This is a genomic window from Rhizobium sp. K102 (assembly GCF_022385315.1).
GTDB classification, from domain to species: Bacteria; Pseudomonadota; Alphaproteobacteria; order Rhizobiales; family Rhizobiaceae; genus Rhizobium; species Rhizobium croatiense.
In genome coordinates this window covers 70792-91535 of record NZ_CP092438.1, presented here as the reverse complement: position 1 = coordinate 91535, position 20744 = coordinate 70792, and the positions used below count along the sequence as shown (strand labels likewise).

Annotated in this window: 14 protein-coding genes and 3 pseudogenes; 7 read left to right on the top strand and 10 right to left on the bottom strand. The window is 61.0% G+C overall.

The features are described from left to right. Positions 1–5: 5 nt before the first annotated feature. Positions 6–1088 (bottom strand): ABC transporter ATP-binding protein, encoded by a 1083-nt coding sequence (locus tag MHI61_RS30985; protein ID WP_239793633.1) that lies wholly within the window; start codon positions 1086–1088, stop codon positions 6–8. A 229-nt stretch (positions 1089–1317) separates the two neighbouring features. Here MHI61_RS30985 and MHI61_RS30980 point away from each other — a divergent pair, with 229 nt between their 5' ends. Then, positions 1318–2715 (top strand): PLP-dependent aminotransferase family protein, encoded by a 1398-nt coding sequence (locus MHI61_RS30980; protein ID WP_239793632.1) that lies wholly within the window; start codon positions 1318–1320, stop codon positions 2713–2715. Positions 2716–2718: 3 nt separating this feature from the next. Further along, positions 2719–4010, top strand: a pseudogene (locus MHI61_RS30975) (FAD-binding oxidoreductase). A gap of 30 nt (positions 4011–4040) precedes the next feature. Here the strand turns inward: MHI61_RS30975 and MHI61_RS30970 are convergent. The 6 genes and pseudogenes from MHI61_RS30970 to MHI61_RS30945 form a co-directional block, all read right to left on the bottom strand. Further along, a pseudogene (locus MHI61_RS30970) lies at positions 4041–4274 on the bottom strand (WGR domain-containing protein); the annotation flags it as partial. A gap of 119 nt (positions 4275–4393) precedes the next feature. Next, complete coding sequence (gene ugpC, locus MHI61_RS30965) at positions 4394–5371, bottom strand: sn-glycerol-3-phosphate ABC transporter ATP-binding protein UgpC (RefSeq protein ID WP_239793631.1); 978 nt, start codon at positions 5369–5371, stop codon at positions 4394–4396. Between the two features lie 4 nt (positions 5372–5375). Further along, complete coding sequence (locus MHI61_RS30960; protein ID WP_239793630.1) at positions 5376–6203, bottom strand: carbohydrate ABC transporter permease; 828 nt, start codon at positions 6201–6203, stop codon at positions 5376–5378. Continuing rightward, complete coding sequence (locus tag MHI61_RS30955) at positions 6200–7078, bottom strand: sugar ABC transporter permease (RefSeq protein ID WP_239793629.1); 879 nt, start codon at positions 7076–7078, stop codon at positions 6200–6202. The genes MHI61_RS30960 and MHI61_RS30955 overlap by 4 nt, the downstream gene beginning before the upstream one ends. Positions 7079–7144: 66 nt before the next feature. Then, positions 7145–8428: an extracellular solute-binding protein gene (locus MHI61_RS30950; RefSeq protein ID WP_239793628.1), complete on the bottom strand. Its 1284-nt coding sequence runs from the start codon at positions 8426–8428 to the stop codon at positions 7145–7147. A gap of 37 nt (positions 8429–8465) precedes the next feature. Continuing rightward, complete coding sequence (locus MHI61_RS30945; protein ID WP_239793627.1) at positions 8466–10787, bottom strand: alpha-L-rhamnosidase; 2322 nt, start codon at positions 10785–10787, stop codon at positions 8466–8468. 144 nt (positions 10788–10931) lie between these two features. Between MHI61_RS30945 and MHI61_RS30940 the strand changes: the two genes are divergently transcribed. Beyond that, entirely contained in the window at positions 10932–11990 is a 1059-nt protein-coding gene (locus tag MHI61_RS30940; RefSeq protein ID WP_239793626.1) for a LacI family DNA-binding transcriptional regulator, read from the top strand. A 40-nt stretch (positions 11991–12030) separates the two neighbouring features. Here the strand turns inward: MHI61_RS30940 and MHI61_RS30935 are convergent, their stop codons facing one another. Continuing rightward, positions 12031–12942: a dihydrodipicolinate synthase family protein gene (locus tag MHI61_RS30935; protein WP_239793625.1), complete on the bottom strand. Its 912-nt coding sequence runs from the start codon at positions 12940–12942 to the stop codon at positions 12031–12033. A 127-nt stretch (positions 12943–13069) separates the two neighbouring features. Between MHI61_RS30935 and MHI61_RS30930 the strand changes: the two genes are divergently transcribed. After that, on the top strand, positions 13070–13774 hold the full coding sequence (locus MHI61_RS30930; protein ID WP_239793624.1) for a GntR family transcriptional regulator: 705 nt from the start codon (positions 13070–13072) through the stop codon (positions 13772–13774). A 208-nt stretch (positions 13775–13982) separates the two neighbouring features. Continuing rightward, positions 13983–14876, top strand: a complete 894-nt coding sequence (locus tag MHI61_RS30925) for a class I SAM-dependent methyltransferase (RefSeq protein WP_239793623.1) — start codon at positions 13983–13985, stop codon at positions 14874–14876. A gap of 279 nt (positions 14877–15155) precedes the next feature. Here the strand turns inward: MHI61_RS30925 and MHI61_RS30920 are convergent. Next, positions 15156–16496, bottom strand: a pseudogene (locus MHI61_RS30920) (alpha-L-fucosidase); the annotation flags it as partial. Positions 16497–16520: 24 nt separating this feature from the next. Then, positions 16521–17528, bottom strand: a complete 1008-nt coding sequence (locus MHI61_RS30915; RefSeq protein ID WP_275593103.1) for a LacI family DNA-binding transcriptional regulator — start codon at positions 17526–17528, stop codon at positions 16521–16523. 193 nt (positions 17529–17721) lie between these two features. Here MHI61_RS30915 and MHI61_RS30910 point away from each other — a divergent pair, with 193 nt between their 5' ends. Both MHI61_RS30910 and MHI61_RS30905 read left to right on the top strand, forming a co-directional pair. Continuing rightward, a complete protein-coding gene (locus MHI61_RS30910) occupies positions 17722–19647 on the top strand; it encodes an ABC transporter substrate-binding protein (protein WP_239793621.1) in 1926 nt (641 codons plus the stop codon). A gap of 104 nt (positions 19648–19751) precedes the next feature. Next, positions 19752–20738, top strand: a complete 987-nt coding sequence (locus MHI61_RS30905) for an ABC transporter permease (protein WP_239793620.1) — start codon at positions 19752–19754, stop codon at positions 20736–20738. Positions 20739–20744: the final 6 nt, after the last annotated feature.

The window sequence follows — 20744 nt, the reverse complement described above, 5'->3', positions numbered from 1 at the left end:
CTGGTTCAGGAGAGCGCGAGCGCCCGGCAATCCTCCGACGCCCAACCGATGATGGCGGTCGAACCGAGCGAGCGAACCGGTATATTCTGCGCGGCGGCGACCTTGATGAAGACGTCGTCGCAGCCGCAGGCGGCGACACGTAAGCGCACATGGTCGCCGTGATAGATGATTTCCTTCAGCATGGCGGTGAAACGGTTCGCAAGGTCTGCCGCCGGCGCCAGCTGGATCCGCTCCGGCCGCAGGACGAGGGTTGCCCGCGCGCCTTCCTTCAAGCCTTCTCCGGCCTGGCCGATGATGATCGAGCCGTCAGGTGCGCGGATCCGGCAGAGGGTATTGTCGATCGCGACGACTTCGCCCGATATGGCATTGTTCTCACCGATAAAGGTTGCGACGAAGGGATTTGCCGGCGTTTCGTAGAGCGCATGCGGGGCCGCGATCTGCTGCAGAATGCCATCATTGAACACGCCGACCCGATCCGACATGGTCAGCGCCTCGCCCTGGTCGTGGGTGACGTAGACGACATTGATGCCGAGGCGGGCGTGCAGATGCTTGATCTCCAGCTGCATATGTTCGCGCAACTGCTTGTCAAGCGCGCCCAGCGGCTCGTCCATCAGAACCAGCTGCGGCTCGAAGACCAGCGCGCGGGCGAGCGCAATGCGCTGCTGCTGTCCGCCTGAAAGCTGGTTGGGCCGCCGCGTTTCAAAACTCGCCATGCGCACCATGTCAAGTGCGCGGCGAACCCGCTCGGTAATCTCCGCCTTGCCGAGCCGGCGCATCTTCAGCGGAAAGGCGATGTTCTCTCCGACCGTCATATGCGGGAAGAGGGCGTAATTCTGGAAGACCACGCCGATATTGCGCCGATGCGGCGGAACGCTGTCGATCCTGTTGTCGGCAAGGGTGATGGTCCCGCTGCTCGGAGCCTCGAAGCCGGCCAGCATCATCAGAGTGGTCGTCTTGCCGGATCCGGAAGGGCCGAGAAGGGTCAGAAATTCGCCCTTGGCGACGTCGAGATCCAGCCCGCGTACGACATAGCTGACGCCGTCATAGGATTTACGCACGCCTTCGAAAGCGATGAAGCGTTCGCTCATGAATTCCTCCTGTTGGCATCGGCCAGGATCCCTGCCTCTTTGTCTCGATGCCGGGTCATATTGTCTAGGTCAATTTCCCTTTGTCAAGACACACAAATAATTTTGTATGGGAACGGCTGCGGGCCTCGAAAATATCGAGAAAGCGTGTTATGTCGCAGGAAATCAAGCTGAATGGCGACGGCGGCGTTGCGTTCAGTCGTGGAACCGTACACGTATTTTCAGGAATTGTATGTCTGAACGATCGGAAATGAACCAGACAAACCAGGAGCGGGAAACGCGCATGCCGGCCTATCTCGAACTCGCCCGCGAGCTCGAGGCAAGGATCCGTTCGGGCGCCCTGCCGCTCGGCAGCCAGCTGCCGCCGCAGCGCGACCTCGCCCGGGAGCGGTCGCTCAACGTCTCGACCGTCACGCGCGCCTATCGCGAATTGCAGAACCTCAATCTTGTCATGGGCAGCACCCGGCGCGGTACGATCGTCACCGGCGACGGCGCCATGCCGCGGGTCGACCGGGCGGCGAGCCCGGCCGGCATCATCGACCTGACGGTCAACCGGCCGGCCGTCGACGATTTTCAGCAGCGCCTCGCCCAATCCCTCCCGGCTCTTTCGTCCGACCCGCGCTTCCGCCAGATGCAGGAATACCAGCCGCCGGAGGGACCGGCCTGGGCGCGCCTGGCGGCGAGAAAATGGATATCGCTCAACGGCTTCGACCCGTCCGAAGACGATATCGTCGTCACCAGCGGTGCCCAGCACGCTCTTCTGGCTGTCATCAGCAGCCTGATCGAGCCCGGCGACACCATCGTCTGCGATCGGCTGACCTATTACGGCCTGATCGCGCTTGCCCAGATGTTCCGCTTCCGCATTATCGGCATCGGTAGTGACGAACACGGCATGTCGGCGGCGGAGCTTGACGATATCTGCAGCCGAGAGCGGGTGCGCGCCGTTTTCACCGTCCCCTCCATGCACAATCCGACCGTCGTCACGATGAGCGAGGCGCGCCGGCGGGAACTGGTCGAGGTCGCGGAAAAACACGATCTCGTCATCATCGAGGACGATGTCTACGGACCGATGCTCGGGACCCGCGCAAGCGCCCTGATCACGCTGGCTCCGGCCAGGACCTACCATATTTCCGCATTGTCCAAGGCTTTGGCGCCGGGGCTGCGCGTCGGTTATCTGACCTGCCCGCCCGGGCGAGCGCTGCTGTCGGCCGAGGCGGTGCGTACCACCGCCTGGATGCCCTCTCCACTGCCGCTGCTGCTAGCGACCCGCTGGCTGGAGGACGGCACGGCCGAAGCGATCCTGAAGGCCCAGCTTACGGAGCTGCGCGCGCGCCATGCGATCGTCACGACGATCCTTGCCGGCCATTCCTTCTCCGCCGATCCGCGCTGCATGTTTTTGTGGCTCCGGCTGCCGGCGCCATGGCGGTGCGAGGATTTTGCCGCCAATCTGCGCGCCCATGGGGTTGCCGTCATGGCCGCCACCGCCTTTGCCTGTGACCGCCAGCCGGTCGAGCATGCCGTTCGCGTCAATGTCGGCTGCGCGTCGTCGCGGGACGAACTTGCAACGGCGCTGCGCATCATTGCCGCCACGCTGAACGATCGTCCCCGCGCTCTGGCAGGCCTAGTCTAGGCGATGAACACGCCGCTTCCCCACCTTCAGCCCTTGCCCGACGCCGAGCGCCGGCATGTGGCTGTGGTCGGTGCCGGACTGGTCGGCCTCTGCACGGCCCTCTGGCTGCAAAGAATGGGGCACCGGGTCACGATCATCGATCCGGCGCCGCCCTTGGGCGATGCATCCTACAGGCAGGCCTGTTCCTACGGGAATGCCTGCACCTTTGCCCCGCACGGCGTCGTTCCCGTCGCGACGTCAGGCGTTATCTGGAGTGTGCCGGGAATGCTGCTCAATCCGCTTAGTCCGCTGGCGATCGTCTGGAGATACCTGCCGCAACTGGTCCCTTGGCTGCGCGCCTTCCTGGCATCGAGCACGAAAGCAGAGGTCGAGCGGATCGCCGGCACCCTGGCAGCGCTGCTTTCCCACGCCGAAGCCGCCTGGCAACCACTTGTGATGCAGGCAGGCGCCGAAGGGCTGAAGCGGCATGACGGCTGCCTGTATCTCTATAAGACCGAAGCGCAATTCCGGGCGGCTGACGCTGAAAACGCGCTGCGTGAGCGTCATGGCGTTGCCATGGACCGGCTGGAGCGGGTCGATATCCAGAACATGGAGCCTAATCTTGCACCGCTCTACCACAAGGGCGTGCTGTTCCGTGACGCCTATGTGTTTCCAGTCCCAAGCAGCTCGCCTTCGCGCTCGCCCAGGCTGTTATAAACGGCGGAGGAGAGATCGTCCGCGGCGAAGTCTCGGGGATCGAGCCGCGTGACAATGGCATCTGCCTGCGGATCGCGGATAAGGAATTCCTTGCGGACCATGCGGTCGTCGCCGCCGGCGCCCATTCGCGCAAGCTGACGGCATCGATAGGCGATCGCGTCCTGCTCGACACCGAGCGCGGTTATCACGTCCTGTTCCCGCAAGCGGGCCATCTGCTGTCGCGCCCGGTCTGCTATCCCGAACACGGCTTCTACATGGTGCCGATGGCGGATGGATTGCGCGCGGCCGGAACCGTCGAACTCGGCGGCTTTACCGCTCCGTTGAACCCCAAGCGGACCGCGATGATCCGTGACGGCGTGAAAATGCTCCTGCCGGCAGCCGGACAGGGCAGCGACGAGTGGCTGGGTTTTCGCCCGTCGATGCCGGATTCACTTCCGGTGATCGGCAGCTCCCGCCGTTTGCCCCGCGCCACCTATGCCTTCGGCCACGGCCATCTCGGTCTGACGCTGTCGGCTCTGACCGGCTATCTCGTTTCCCAACTGGTCGCGGGACAGACCCCGGCTATCGATCTGGCGCCCCTGCGTCCCGACCGGTTCTGAACCGGTTTCATCTGAATTTTCCTCATTTCGCCGATATCCGCGTTTGAGCTTGCCGTGCAGAAGCTTGCGGGACGCTTCCTTGCCTTCGACCGCCGTATCGAAGAGGTCGATCTTCATCTGTCCCTTCGTCCCCATGCGTCCCCAGCAACGCGTGAGCGAGCTGCCGCCGAACAGGGTCGGTTCGACCGCCAGAAGATAGAAGCGCGCTATGTTTCGCACCGGATCTACATGAAAGAGCAATGTCGGATGGGTCGCCGGGGTCATGCCGCAAGAATCTCGTACGGCGGCCGACGCGTCCAATGAATATGCTGAATCGATCGGGCGGCAGCGATTCTTTCGTGTGATGTTTCACTGCGTGGAGCTGATGGCGCGCTGCGCCATCCTCAGAACCGATGTTCCGCTCCCTCGACCGGATTTGCCCAGACCATCATACCAGGCGCAAACGGCGTCTCGCCTTCGGCGCGCACGACCATCTCACCGAGGTCGGGAACGTCGAGGTAGAGGATTGCATCGGCGCCGAGCCGTTCGATGTGGCGGACTCTGCCCTGCCATTGCCCGGCATTTTCCGAAAGCCGGATATGTTCCGGCCTTATGCCGTAGGTCGTGCAATTCAATCGTCGCGCCGTCTCGCCGCCATAGAGGTTCATCTTCGGGCTGCCGATGAAGCCGGCGACGAAAGGGGTCGCCGGATTGCGATAGAGCTCCATCGGACTGCCGACCTGCTCGACCGAACCGCCGTTCAGCACGACGATTTTGTCGGCCATCGTCATGGCTTCGACCTGGTCGTGGGTGACATAGATCATCGTCGATTTCAGCCGGGCGTGGAGATCGGCGATCTCAAGACGCATCTGGGCTCTGAGCGACGCGTCGAGATTGGAAAGCGGCTCGTCGAACAGGAAGACCTTGGGATCGCGGACGATCGCCCGGCCGATGGCGACGCGCTGCCTCTGGCCGCCGGAGAGCGCTTTCGGCTTTCGCTCCAGCAACTGGGTGAGCTGCAGCGTTTCCGCAGTCGCTGCGACCTTGGCGGCAATTTCCGCCTTTGGACGGCGGGCGAGTGAAAGGCCGAAGCCGATATTCTCGGCAACCGTCATATGCGGGTAGAGCGCATAGCTTTGGAACACCATGGCAATGCCCCGCTCGGAGGGTTCGGCATAGGTCACGTCCTTGCCGCCGATGGTCAGCATGCCTGATGTCGTCTCCTCCAGGCCGGCGATGATGCGCAGCAGCGTCGATTTTCCGCATCCCGATGGGCCGACGAATACGACGAATTCGCCGGAGGCCACCTCCAGATCGATACCTTTGATGACTTCAAGGGCGCCAAAGCTCTTGCGAACCTGTTTGAGTGTGAGTTCAGCCATTCTGCTACCCTTTGACTGCGCCTGATGTCATGCCCGCGACGATCTGCCGGTTGAAGAAGATGAAGACGATCAGCGGCGGGATCGTCACGAGGAGGATGTTCATGAAGAGGAGATTGTACTGGCTCGAATACATGCTCTGGAAATTATAGAGCGTCAGCTGCACCGTCACGTTCTCCTTGCCCGGCAAGTAGTAGAGCGGGTTGGTGAAGTCGTTGAAGATCGCGATCGATTGCACGACGATATTGGTCACGGTCACCGGCTTCAGAAGCGGCAGGACCACCCGGAAGAAGATCTGCCGGGGTTTAGCGCCGTCGATCAGCGCCGCCTCATCGAGATCGCGCGGGATGGTCGAGATGAACGAGCGGTAGAGCAATACCGAAAAGGAGAGGTTATAGGCGACCTGGATCAGGATCATCCCTGTCATCGTCTTGAAGAGGCCGATCTCCTGCAGCAGGCCGATCGTCGGAACCACGGCCGGCGGCATCATCAGGCCCATGAAGAGGGCAACCGATGCGACCTTGTTCCAGGAGGTCCTGCGGCGCTGCATCACATAGCCTACCATCGCCGACAGCAGGATGAGGATTGTGACGGAAGCGACGGTGATCAGCGTCGAATTGAAATAGGCAAGCACAAGCTGATAATCGCGCGCCTTGAAGACGGCCACGAGATTGTCCCAGAAGAGCCATCGCTCCGGCAATTCGAAATCGAGACGGGAGGCTTCGGATTTCGATTTCACCGCCTGCAGAGCGACGAAAACGAAAGGCATGACGAAGATGACCGCGGCAACGGCAAGCGATATCGCGCCGGTCATATAGGGACGGATGCTTCTCATTCTTCGACCCCGCGCCTGTTGAACCATAAAGTGAGTGGCAGGATGATTGCGGCAATCAGCGCGAACAGGATGACGTTGCCGGCGGTCGACAGACCATAGAAGCCTGCCTGATATTGCTTGTAAATGACCGAGGCGATCACGTCGGAGGAGAAACCAGGCCCGCCGCGGGTCATCGCCCAAATCAGGTCGAATGAGCGAAGGCCGCCGATCAGCGACAATGTCACCACCGTGACGGTGGCTGGGCGCACAAGCGGCAGGGTGACCCGGAAAAATTGCTGCAGGCGCGTCGCTCCGTCGATTCTTGCCGCCTCGTAGTAATCGGGGCTGATCGCGGCGAGACCGGCGATGAAGATCAGGGTAGCGAGGCCGACACCCTTCCACAGGTCGACCAGGGCTACCGAAAACAGGGCGAGCGCCGGATTGGTCAGCCAACCCGGTCCAGGAATGCCGAGCGTCTCGAGCGTGACGTTGATGATGCCCTTCGTCGGATGCATCATCACTGCGAAGGTAATGCCGATGCCGATCGTCGAGACCAGGACAGGAAAGAAGACCAGTGTTCTCAGGAAGCCGCGGGCGAAGATATTGCCGGTCAGCAGCACGGCCAGCAGCAGCCCGCAGACCGTCTTCAGCCCGGAAGTCGTCACAGCATAGATCAGGGTGTTGATCAGTCCCTTGATCAGGAACGGCTCGGAGAAGAATTGCTGAAAATTTTCGAGCCCGATGAATTCGGCCGTCGACAGATCCCAGCGCGTCAGGCTGAACCAGAGAGACGAGACCGTGGGAACCAGAAACAGCACGCCGTATATGATGGCAGCCGGAATGAAAAACCACAGCGGGTAGGGCGACTTGCGCGAGCGGGGGCGTGTCTCGGTCATGACTACCTCTTCGATCGGGTGGAACCTCGCCCCATCAGGCGCGAGGTTAAATGGCCCGAAAGACCGCTACCAGTTGGGCAGACCGAGCTGCTTGGCCTGTTTGCGCACATCATCGTCATAGAGCTTCGCCGCGTCGGCGGGCTGGCGGATGCCGGAGCCGACTTCGACGGTGATCTGCTCGAGTGACGGCCCTTTGACCGGCGAAACGAATTCCAACGCCGGCGTCGTTTTGCCCTCCGTCTCGAAGTAAGGGAGCATGTCCTTTACGACAGGGGGCACATCGGCGGGCAGACCGCAGCCATCGACCAGCGAGGGACCCTGAACCGTGTTGGTCTCGACCATGATCTTGCAGCCCTCGCCGCCCCCGGCGAAATCCACGAACTTCTTCGCTTCTTCGATATGCTGGCTGGCGGCGGGAATATAGAGGGCAGGCGGCATCCACACCGTCAGGCCATTGACAGCGGCGTCGTCGCTCGGCTGCGCAAAGAAACCGACATCGCCGAGGTTTTCCGGATAGTTCTGCTTGAGCACGCCGACCGCGAAGCTCAGCATCGGGTAATGCGCCGCCTCGCCGGTCGCGACCATTCTCAGGCCGTCGTCATAGCTTGCCGCGCCAAAGTCCTCGTTCATCAGGCCGGCGTCGTGAACATCCTTCAATCGCTCGAAGCCTTTTATGGCCGCCGGCGTCTCGGCATATTTCGCCTTGTTGGCGGTATAGTCGGCGGCGAAATTCGGCACGGCGGCATGCAGATTGTAATAATCGGCCAGAACGAAGAGCTGCGAGGTCCAGGTGTCTCGATAGGTCTGCGCGACGGCGACTTTGCCCGCAGCCTTTATCTTTTCGTTGTTCGCCATGAAGTCCGCCCATGTCTTCGGAACGAAGAGGCCGAGGTCCTGATAGATCTTTCTGTTATAGAGTATCCCGCCCGCCATCGCTGTGCCGAAGGGAACGCCGTAAAGCTTGCCACCGGCGCGGACGACGGATTTGAAACCGTCATCCACCTTTGCCTGCGAGGGAAGGCCACTGAGGTCGACAAGCGTCTGGGCAGGCTTCAGCGCCTGCAGCAGCGAGCCGGAATTATAGAGGAACACGTCTGGCATTTCGCCGGTCGCCAGACGCGTCTTGACGATGTTGTCACCTTCACCGCCGCCCGGCCGCTGTTCGATTTCGATCGTTATATCAGGCGCCTTGGCCTGATAGGCGGCAACCAGCGCTTCGGCGGCTGCAACCGTATCGGGACTGTTGTCGATCAGGAATGACAGGGTGACTTCCGCATGCGACGGGTTGGCCGCTGCCAGCGCCAGAAGCGTGGATGCGCCCGCGAGAATGAGCCTTATCCGATGTGTCATGACGTTCCTCCTCTGAACGGTGTGACCTGTATGCTCCTCAGGAATCGGGTAGGGAAAAGACCAGCCGGTGCGTGCCCGGGGGAAGAACCGTCTCCTCGATGACAGGCTCCCCATTGAGCGACGGGTTCTGGTGCCGCCGTCCGGGCCGGAAGCGGCCGACGCAGCCCTCCGGCAGGGTCAGCACATAAGTGACCTCGCTGCCGGTGCAGCGCCAGCCGGCCTCTATGCGCCCCTGGCTGATGTCGTGATGGGCTGATACCGGGGAAAGCGAGGGGATCGGCGCGGGATCGACGATGACCTCAGCAAATCCCGGCGAGTCCGGGCTTGGCGAAATGCCGGCGACGCATTCGAACAGCCACTGGCAGACGGCGCCATAGGCGTAATGATTGTAGCTGTTCATATCGGGCTCGTAGATGGTGCCGTCCGGCGCCATCGAATCCCAGCGCTCCCAGATCGTCGTCGCTCCCTTCGAGACCTGGTAGAGCCAGCCCGGCACGTCCTCCTGCAGGAAGACCTTTTCGGCGAGGTCGTCCATGCCGAGCTTCGTCAGGGCCGGCAAAAGGGCTGGCGTGCCGATGAAGCCGGTGCCGATCTTGTAGTCGGCATCGATGATCACCTGCCGGAAATGCTGCCGGGCCGCGTGATCATGCTCGACCGGTATCAAGTCGTAAAGGAAGGCGAGTGAATAGGATGTCTGGTCGTTGTGGGCGAGCCGCCCCGCCGGGGTGATGAACTCGCTGGCGAAAGCCTGTCTGATTTCTCCGGCGCGCCGCTTCATCTGCTCTTCAAGCGCGTCTTCACCGAGAACGGCGGCAATCTTTGCCAGAAGATCTGTCGAGATGAAGTGGTAGAGGGTGGCGGCGCAATCGTCGGCAATCGTCGGGCGCGGCTTCCTGTTGTCGCCGACCGGCTGCAGCCAATCGCCGAAGGTGAAGCCGCGCGCGCCCCAGTGCGACGGCGGGTGCACGATCGGACCGTTCGAGATCGACCAGACGAAATCGACCCAGCGCACCATTGAGTCCAGGCACTCCGAAAGAACCGCCCGGTCGCCGTAATGGGTGTAGAGAACCCAGGGGATGACGACGATTGCGTCGCCCCAGCCGGTCGAGCCGGCATAACCCGGAAAGTCGGCGGGATGCAGACGCGTCGGGTCCGGCGAGAAATGCGAGATGGCGCCGTCCTCGCGCTGGTCGGCCATCACATCGCGCAGATACTTCCTGAGGAAGGACTGGTTGTCGCTCAGCCAACATGCCGTTGCGGCAAACACCTGGGCGTCGCCCGTCCAGCCCAGACGTTCGTCGCGCTGCGGGCAATCCGTGGGCACTTCGACGAAATTGGCCCGCTGCGACCAGATGGTATTCTGGACAAGTCGATTGACGAGAGGGTTGCCGGAGGTGAAGCCGCCGGCCGGCTCGGGCACTGAGGAAATCGGGATGGAGGCGATCGAGAGAATCTCGGCGTTTCCAGTGATCGTCACCCGGGCGTAGCGAAAGCCATGGAAGGTGAAATGCGGCGCGTAGGTTTCGTCGCCGTCTCCGCGCAGCGTGTAGAGCGTGTGCGCCGCGGCCGTGCGATAATTGCGATTGTCAAAATGGCGATCGGGGCCGAGGACTTCCGAATGCTCCACCCGTACAGTGGCGCCGGCAGTGCCGCGGACCGTATATCTGACATAGCCGCCGGCATTCTGGCCGAAATCATAGACGGTCCTACCGTGATCGTCGATCCAGCTTTCTACCGGGGCGAGCGGCCGTAATTCCCGAACCGCCGCCGTTTCATGGGCGACCAGCAGTCCTTTGTCGAACGGCAATCGCTCTGTAGCGTGCGTTTCCATGGCGTCTTCCAGTCGTGCGTCGTAAATCTCGCCGAAATAAATCCCCGACTTTAGAATGGGCAGAGGACCGCTCTGCCAGGTCGCATCGGTGAAAAGAATGGGGCCGCTGGGGCCGACCAAGTCCGCAATGGCGCCGATCCTGTCGCCCCAGCAGTTGGGAATAGCCTTGGCGCCCCACATGATGGGTGAGCGGTACCATCCGTCGGCGAGCCAGATTTCTATCCGGTTGGGGCCGGGTTTCAGCAGTTTCGAGATGTCGTAGCGCTGATAGGCAATGCGGTCGTCGTAATTCGTCCAGCCGGGCGTCAGCACGTCGTTCCCAACGCGGGTGCCGTTGATGAAGCAGCGATAGAGGCCGAGCGCCGAGATGAAGAGTTCGATCGGAAGGCCGGCACCTTCGTGATCGAAGGTCTTGGAGACGAAGCTTGCGGCCGTTCCCTGGCCGCGGTCCGACAGCGGTGCGATCATCTCTCCCGACCAGGCGCGAGAAACAGAATTGCCGTTAATGGCTGCCGGCTGAAAGGTCATCAAGTCCTCCCGATGAAGTGTAGAACGTTCTCCATATAACGTTCTACATTTTCTTCGGAAGCGCAATAGAAATTTCATCGCCAGTCTGCCATGGTGATTCTGCGGGCGGATTTGACGGTCCGCAGCCGCGAGCGCAGAGATTTCATGCCAGTCGAAAACAAACAAAAGCTGCAACGAAACGAGCGCGTGACGATCCGCACAGTGGCCACCCATGCCGGCGTATCGGTCGCAGCAGTGTCCAAGGTGATGCGCAACGCTTACGGCGTCAGCGAATCGTTGCGGGCCAAGGTAACTGACGCGATCGAGGCGCTCGGATATCGTCCCTCGCGGGCGGCGCGCGGATTGCGCGGGCGCAGCTTCACCATCGGCGTGCTTCTGATCGACATCCGCAATCCCTTTCTGCCGGAAGTGATTGCTGGGGTGAACGGAGTGCTGGCGCCTTCGCATTATCAGGCGATGATCGGCGTCAGCGACGCGCGCGTGCAGTTGGAGACGTCATTGATCGAGTCGATGATCGACTACAAGATGGACGGCCTCATCCTCGTTGCACCGCGCTTGCCCTCCGAGATCATTGCAAAATTCGCCGTCCAGATCCCCATCGTCACTGTGGGTTATCACGATGCCGGCGCCACGGCCTTCGACACCGTCAATGCCGACGATCAGCGCGGCGCCGAGATTGCGGTGGAGGCGCTGCTGGCCTGCGGTTATCGCGACATCGAAATGCTCAGTCTCGGCGAGCGTGAAGGGCACGCGGTTTCCGTCGTCCGCCAGCGGGAGATCGGCTTTCGCCGGGCGATGCAGCGGGGTGGGCTCGGCGCGGCGCCGATCGGAAAGATTCCTATCGCTTCACCGAGGCGGGAAGACGCGATGCGAAAATTCCTGGCGAGGAAGGACAGGCCGCGCGCCGTGTTTTGCTGGAGCGATCTCGATGCGATCACGCTTCTGAGTCTGGCGATGGAGATGGGCGTGCGCGTGCCCGAGGACCTCGCCGTCGTCGGATATGACAACTCCTCGACCGCAGCACTTGGCCTCGTCAATCTTGCTAGCATCGACCAGTCGGGCAGGGAACTCGGCCAGATTGCAACCCGGGTCCTCATCTCCCGGATCGAGGGCCGCACCGCTCAAGAGCATATTCTCCAAGTGCCGTCGCTGGTCAGCCGCGACAGCCTGACCCGGTCCAAGGATACGAAACACGACGGATGAAGAGGCCGGCAGCAGCTATCGAGCTTGCCGGCCCATCGGTTCAGGCCGCTTGAGAAATCCTCGAGGGACGTGTGGCCGCGGCCTTCTCGACCATGGCGGTGACCTCGGCCCGCCGCGCACCCGACAGCGGCAGGCGCGGCATCCGGACGCGTTCAGAGCCGCGGCCCATGATCTGCTCGGCGAGCTTGATCGACTGCACGAGGTCGTGCTCGGCATCGAGATGCAGAAGCGGCATGAACCAGCGATAGATCTCGCGGGCCTTCTCCCAATCGCCGCGTTCGGCGGCGGCAACAAGCTGCACGGATTCCTCCGGGAAGGCGCTGGTCAGGCCCGAGACCCAGCCCTTGGCGCCGAGCATCAGACCCTCGAGGGCGACGTCGTCGAGGCCGGCAAAGATATCGAAGCGATCGCCGAAGGCGTTGATGAGGTCGGTGAAACGGCGCGGATCCGGCGCACTTTCCTTGACGGCCTTGATATTCGGCACGTCGGCCAGCACCTGCAGCACATCGACGCCGATATTGACGCGATAGGCCGGCGGGTTGTTGTAGAGCATGATCGGCAGCGAGGTGGCTTCGGCGACGGTGCGGAAATGCGCGATCAGCTCCTCCGGCTTCGGCACATAGACCATAGCCGGCAGCAGCATCAGGCCGTCGGCGCCGAGCTTTTCGGCGTCGCGGGCATAGGCGACGGCGCGCCGCGTGTCGAATTCGGAGACGCCTGTCACGACGGGAGCGCGACCGTTGACGACCTCGACGGCGGCTTTGAGGATCGTGCGCTTTTCATCAGGATCGAGCGAATTGTTCTCGCCGCATGTGCCCATGACAATCAGCCCGTTGACGCCGTCATTGACGAGTGCGTCCTGGACGCGCTGGGTCGCAGGCAGATCCACGGAAAGATCTTCGTTGAACTGTGTCGTTACGGCGGGAAATACGCCCTTCCATCCTGTCGTCATCGCTTGAACCCCGTTGAAGTCAGGAGCGTTATATACAAACTGTCGACAAGACTCAACCGGCTTTATCGGGACCGTTGCGGAAACCGGCCGAAACGCAATACAAGGCTTCAGGACAGAGGCAGGACATATGCAGAATGACACGGAAAATGTGCGGGTGCGCGGCTCCGGCACGCAGAGCGTCTATGTGACGCTGCGCCGCGAGATCCTGTCGATGGCTTTGGAGCCCGGCAGCCCGCTCGATGAGGTCCGGCTGTCGGAGCGTTTCGGGATGTCGCGGACGCCCATTCGCGAGGCGCTGCTGCGGCTTGCCGCCGACGGCCTCGTCACGACCTTGCCGAACAGGAACACGATCGTCGCGCCGATCGATTTTGCAAGCCTGCCCACCTATTTCGAAGCGCTGACGCTGATGTACCGGGTCACGACGCGCGGGGCGGCCGAGAGGCGGAACGGCGAAATCATGAAGAGCATCCGGCTGCACCAAAAGCATTTTGCCGATGCTGTCGCCGCGCGCGACGCCTATGCGATGATCGAGGCGAACCGCGAATTTCACGTGGCGATCGCCGAGCTTGCCGGCAATGCCTATTACACGGCCTTCTTTGCCAAACTGCTCGACGAAGGCCGGCGCATCCTTCGCCTTTACTACTCGACCTTCGACGACCGCCTGCCGCGCCAGTATGTCGACGAACACGAGGAAATCATCGCCGCGATCGAAGCTGGCGATGCCGAGCGGGCCGACCAGCTGGCCATCGCCCACGCCGGCCAGATCGTCCGCCAGATCCAGGACTACCTCGCCCGCAACCTCGACCGGCCAATGGCGATCAGCTTGTCCTGAAGCGGCTGGCGGGCGGCAACAATTCGTTTGAACACTTGTTGGGACTGAATGCGAGGCGCAGCATAGGAGTGGCGCAAGCGACTAGCGGCGTACTTTTGAGAGCTCGCAGCGAAAAGCGTCGCTCGGTTGCAAAGCCTTTTGCCTCTCTCGGTAAACTGAGTTAAGTCGAGTTTTCGTGCACGTACTATTGAAGATTTGGAGCATCCGGGTGTCTACGAAGCAGCGCATCATATTAGCGGCCAAAGCGGTCCTGCCAAAGCCCGTGGTTGAGGCGATCAAGAGCCGTAGAGCACCTAGCCGCAAGAACCTGGTTGCATGGGATGGAACGAAAGTTCAGTCCGATGTGGAGCGGTTCCGATCCTCGCGGATGGTTGCGGATCAGATTGAGGGAATGCTCTCCCCATTTTCGATGGCCGCAATGGATAGTTTGCTATCACTTCAAGCATCAAATCCCGAAATCTCAGGGGACATTGTTGAATTTGGGACCTATAAGGGGCGCTCCGCTGCAATCTTAGCGCCGCGGGTCAGGCCATCAGAAAAGTTTGTTCTGGTTGATGTGGCCAATTACCTGGAAGTGGAAAAAATACGGGCGATAAATCCCGGCATGGAATTTGTTCTCTGCAGGTCGGAGGAGTTTCGCTCGCGCTACCCGGACTATAAGAAGCTCCGGAAGAATTGCCGGCTTATTCATGTCGATTTTAGCCATGCTTATAGAACCACATTTAAAGAAATCAAAATGTGCAATGAACTATTGTCGCCAGGTGGCATTGCTGTTTTTGACGATTACACAAATCTGAATTATTCTCAGGTTCTCCCGGCAATATATAAATATATTTACACAGCAAATCCAGATTTGGCTGTATTTATGGTGACGGATATTAAAGCCTACGTGTGTAGGAAAAAGTATTTGAATTATTATTTATCCTTTGTTCTGCAAGGTGCAGTGCCGTCGATGGTGGCGCGAGGCATTGAAGATGCGATGATATCGCGGACCGACTGGGACAAGGAATACCGCGCCATCTATTTGCGTACGCGTAGTCCCAGCGAAACAGGTCCTCATTACGGCGAAGAAATTTACGGAAGACTTTACGAAGGCCCCTAAGCCTATAAACTGAGGCTCCATTTCAATTGGAATTGGACTAAAGCTATAATGGCCACGTCTTCCGTGAAGAGTGTTCGAGCACGGAACCAGACTGGGTCATGCCGCCCAAAGGGAACCGACATCCGGCCTGGGATTGTAAGGGTTGCATTCGCGCGCGGCCTTTTAACAGGCGCAGATAGTTCCGACGTATTGGGACCCGCAAGATAGCCCCCAAATTCTTCAAAGCGTCCCTCTCGCTGGTAGCAGCAGAAATTTGGCTGCCCTTTTGTTCAACAGCGGCTAATCTTGAATGCCAGCCGCACCCCCTGCCTTGAGCTTGACCTCGATGACCGGGACCACGACTTTGGGGCGGCGCACTGGCAACACGAATGTCAGTTCGTCCTCGCCGACGGGGAACTGGGTGTTCGCCCATAGCGTATTGCTTGATGGGCGCAGCCAGGTGACCTCGCTGGCATCATGCAGGAACTGTGCATATTCGATCTTGCCCGCCAGGGCATCGAAATGCAGATGCTTATAGGGCCAGTTGAAGAGGTGGATGTAGAGGCGGTCGCCGTTCTGGGTGAGGCGGCAATCGGGCGGAGCGGTGAAGTCGGACTGGGTGCAGCCGACGATGCTGCGCTCGTGCAGCGCCATCCATTCCTCATAGGCGGCAAGGGCTGATAGTGCGCGGTGATCGAGTGTGCCGCGCGCCGTCGGGCCGACATTCATCAGCAGATTGCCGCCGACCGCAACAGTGCCAATCAGCATCTGCACCAGTTGCTCGGTGCTTTTCCACGTGTCCTCGTCGCGATGATAGCCCCAGGAGCCGCTGAGCGTCTGGCAGGCCTCCCAGACGACGCGCCTGCCGTCGCGTTTCGGCCAGGCGCGCGGCATATATTGCTCCGGCGTGACGATGTCGGGCTGCAGGCCGGCGAGATCGAGGCGGTTGTTGATAATGATGTCGGGGGCAAGCTCGCGCACCAGGCGCACGAGTTTCTCGCTTTCCCAATCCCGATGACCCTTGCCGACCAATTCTCCGAGCTTCCACTGCGGGTAGCTGAAGTCGAACCACAGGATGTCGATCCGGCCGAACTCGGTCAGCAGCTCGCGTACCTGCTCGCGCATGAAGGCGGCATAACGCTGCATGTCCCGGCCTTCGTTGATCTCGAGCGCATCGGGATGATTGCGCTGCGGGTGGCGCGGGTCGACGGTGAAATCGGGATGGTGCCAGTCGATCAGAGAATAGTAGAAGCCGATCCTCAGGCCCTCGGCGCGGAAGGCGTCGACGAAGGGGCGCAGCAGATCCTTGCCATAAGGCGTGTTAGTCACCTTGAAGTCGGTGGCCTTGGTATCCCAGAGGCAGAAACCTTCATGGTGCTTGGTCGTCAGCACCACATATTTCATGCCCGCGGCCTTGGCGCGTCTCGCCCATTCGCGGGGGTCGTAGAGATCGGGGTCGAAATGCTCGAAATATTTCTGATAATCGGCGTTGTTCAGCTCTTCGCGGCTTTTGACCCATTCATGGCGGGCCGGCAGGGCATAGAGACCCCAATGCACGAACATGCCGAACCGGTCGTGAATGAACCAGGCCTTCTTTTCCTCGGGCAAGGCCAGTGACTGCAGATTGCCGGCATCCATGGGATATTCCTCCTGTTGATCGTCGGATCATGTCGTTTCGCGGACGATGAGTTCGGGCACGATGACGATGCCGTGCTGACGGTTTTTGGTGGCGATGCGGCTGAGCAGCAGGCGCACGGCTTCCTCGCCCATTTCCCGCTTCTGCACGCGCAGCGTCGTCAGCGCCGGAGACAGAAGCTCGGCTGCCGGAATGTCGTCGAAACCGATCAGGGCGATCTGCTCGGGGATCGAAATACCGGCCGCCCGGCAGGCCTTCATGGCGCCGATCGCATTGAGATCGTTGTAGCAGATGAGGGCATCGATGCCGGGTGCCTCCGCCAGCAGTTGCGCCGCCGCCGTCTGGCCGCCCGATGCCGTCGGATCGCAATAGATGATGCCCTGGGCCTTGAGCCCGTGGGCCGCCAGGGTCTTGCGGAAGCCGACGAGACGGCTCTTGCCGCCGTAGGAACTGCGCGGCCCGGCGATGATCGCGATTTTGCGGCGCCCGCGTTCGACCAGATGGTCGATGGCCCGCGACGCCCCGGTCTCGTAATCCGTCACGATCGTTCCGGCGACTTCGGGCGGCGCCTCGCGGTTGATGAGCACAACCGCGCGGTGGGGCGCCAGCGCCTTGTGCAGCGCGGCGTCGGGCAGTCGCGCGCTGCAGACGATGATCCCGTCGACCCGATGCCTGAGCAGCGCCTCGATGAGTTCTTCCTCCCGTTTGCTGTTTTCGACGACGTTGGACAGAAGCAGATTGTAGCCGGCCGCGCTCGCCGCATCCTCGGCGCCCCGGATGACCTCGGGAAAAAACGGGTTGGTGATGTCGGGAACGAGAAGGCCGATGGTCTTCGAGCGGTCGGACCGCAATCCGCGCGCAAAAGGATTGGGGCGGTAATTGAGTTCGTTCGCGGCCGAAAGAATGCGCTGCGTGGTCTCGGCACTCGCTCCGCCTTGGTCGTTCAGCACGCGCGACACCGTCATCGGCGACACGCCGGCGGCGCGAGCGACATCGGCGATGGTTATCTTGGATTCTGAGTCTTTGGGGCGGCTCAATGGGTTGTCTCTGAGAAGGGGCGGGAAACTTACGATAACGATAACTAACATAATTTCGTGAAAAGCCAAGGCTGCCTCGGCCTATCACGTGACACAGAGAATCTCTTTGACAAAGAATTACGGTAACGATAACGTTATGAAAAGAGGAGAATACGTTAACGATAACCTAGAGCGACATCATCGGGAGGAGAGAATGCAGCACGCCAGAATTCTACGACGGCAGGTCGTTTCGACCGTTGCCGCGGCCATCCTCATCGGTGCCGGCTGGGCCGGCGCCGCTTTCGGCTTTCAGGAGGCGCCGGAACTCAAGGCGCTCGTCGATGCCGGCAAACTGCCGCCGGTGGAAAAACGGCTGCCGAAGGAGCCGCTGGTGCTGACGCCGCTTGAATCGGTCGGCACCTATGGCGGCACCTGGCGCACGGCCACCTTCGGCGGCGGTGACAGCGAGATCGAGCGTTCGATCGGCTATACCAGGCTGGTCCGCTGGAATCCGGAATGGACCGAGGTGATCCCCGACATCGCCAAGAGCGTCGAGGTCAATGCGAACGCCACCGAATATACCTTCACCCTGCGCGAAGGCACACACTGGTCGGATGGCGAGCCCTTCACGGCCGACGACCTGGTCTGGTGGAACGAGAACGTGCTGCGCAACACGAAGATCACGCCGGCAGCACCGGACTGGCTGACGGCCGGCGGAGAGCCGGTCAAGGTCGAAAAGCTCGCCGACGACAAGGTCGTCTTCAAATTTACAGCACCGAACGGCCTGTTCCTGATGAACATGGCGACCGTGCGCGGCTCGGATATCCTGGCGGCGGCACCCGCGCATTACCTCAAACAGTTTCACAAGGATTTCAATCCCGATGGCATCGACGCCCTGGTGAAGGCGGCCGGTGCGACCGACTGGGTCCAGCTCTTCAACAACAAGATCGGATTCCCCGGCCGCTGGCGCGATCTCGGCCGTCCGACCCTCGATGCCTGGGTGCTGACTGCGCCCTATAATGGCACGACCCAGGTCGTCGCCGAGCGCAACCCCTATTATGCCAAGGTGGATACATCAGGAAACCAGCTGCCCTACTTCGACCGCATCACCATCGACGTGATGCAGGATACGCAGGCAATCATCCTGAAGGCGATCAGCGGCGAAATTGATATGCAGAACCGCTTCATCGAGACGACGGACGCCCGCACGGTGATTGTGCAGAACCAGCAAAAGGCCGGCTACGGCCTGTTCATCGCCCGGCCGGCCTGGTCGAACGCCCTGCTGATCACGCTCAACCAGACCCACAAGAACCCGGCCTTGCGCGCCGTCTTCTCCAATAAGGATTTCCGCATCGGCCTCAGCCACGCCATCAATCGCGAGGAGCTCAATCAGCTGATCTATGCCGGGCAGGCCAAGCCCTATCAGGCAGCACCCCGCGAAGGCACGGCGCTCTACGACGAGAAGATGGCGACGCAATATCTGGAATATAACGTCGACCTCGCCAATCAATATCTCGATAAGGCCGGCCTGACCAAGAAAGACGGCGAAGGCTATCGCCTCGGTCAGGACGGCAAGCGCATCACCTTCGCGATCGATGCGCTGACCGGAAGCCCGATCCAGGTCGACGCCCTCGAACTGATCCAGCGCTATTGGCGGGCCGTCGGCATCGACATGCAGCCGCGCCCGGCCGAACGCTCGCTGATCTTCTCCCGCCTGCAGAACAACGACAATGATGGCCTCGGATGGGTCGGCGGCGGGGGTTATGACTTCCTCGGCCTGCTCGATCCCAAATGGTATTTCCCGCACGAATATGAATCGAGCTTCGCCACCGCTTGGGGCCTCTACTACCAGAACCCCAAGGATCCGAACGCTGAGGAACCGAGCCCGGCCGCCAAGAAACAGATGGATCTCTACCGGCAGGTGCAGGAAGCGCCGACGCTCGAAAAGCAGCTTGAAGCGATGAAAGAGCTGCTGGCGATCACCCGGGACGAGTTCTACGTCATCGGCACCAATCTCGAGCCGGATCGCGTCGGTATCGTCAAGACCAATATGCACAACGTTCCGAAGGTCATTCCCAGCACGTCCTTCTACATGACGCCGGGACCGGCAAAGCCTGAGACCTTCTACTACCAGCAATAAAAAAGACATCCGATCGCCGGAATGGCGTCCGTGGCGCCATTCCGGCAGCAGCCCCGCCCCATCACCCAGACCGAGCGGCGATCGCCGGTTGAAGGAGCTTGAATATGGCCGGCTTCATCATCAGACGTCTGCTTTACATGATCCCGATGATGTTCGCGATCTCGGTCGTGACCTTCATCATCATCCAGCTGCCGCCGGGCGATTTCCTGACCGCGATGACCGCGCGTCTTGCCTCGCAGAACGAGACCATCGATCCCGGCGTCATCGCCGGCCTGCGCGAGCGCTATGGCCTCGATCAGCCCTGGACGGTGCAATACTGGAAATGGATCAGCGGCATCCTGCTGCATGGCGATTTCGGCCAGTCCCTCGATTGGAACAAGCCGGTCAGCGAATTGATCTGGGCACGCATGGGCCTGACCATGGTGGTCTCGGTCACCACGCTGCTCTTCGTCTGGGCGGTGGCCTTTCCGATCGGCATCTATTCGGCCGTTCGGCAATATTCGCTCGGCGATTACTTCGCCACCTTCTTCGGCTTTCTCGGCCTTGCCATCCCGAACTTCCTGCTGGCGCTGGTGTTGATGTTCGTCTCGGCACAGTATTTCGGCCAAAGCGTCGGCGGGCTGTTTTCGCCCCTCTATATCAACGCTGCCTGGAGCTGGGCCAAGCTCGGCGATCTCATCTCGCATATGTGGATCCCGGTCGTGGTGCTAGGCACCGGTGCGACGGCGGCGCTGATCCGCATCATGCGCGCCAACCTGCTCGATGAACTCAACAAGCCCTATGTCGACATGGCGCGCGCCCGGGGCCTGAGCGAAATGCGGCTGCTGCTGAAATATCCGGTGCGGGTGGCGCTCAACCCCTTCGTCTCGACGGTCGGCTGGGTGCTGCCGCACCTGGTCTCGGGTTCGGTGGTGGTCTCCATCGTCCTCAGCCTGCCGATCACCGGACCGCTACTTCTCAACGCCCTGTTTGCCCAGGACATGTATCTCGCTGGCACCTTCATCCTGCTGATGAGCATGCTGACGCTGATCGGTACGATGATCTCAGACCTGCTGCTCGCCTGGCTCGATCCACGCATTCGCAATGGCTGAGGAGCG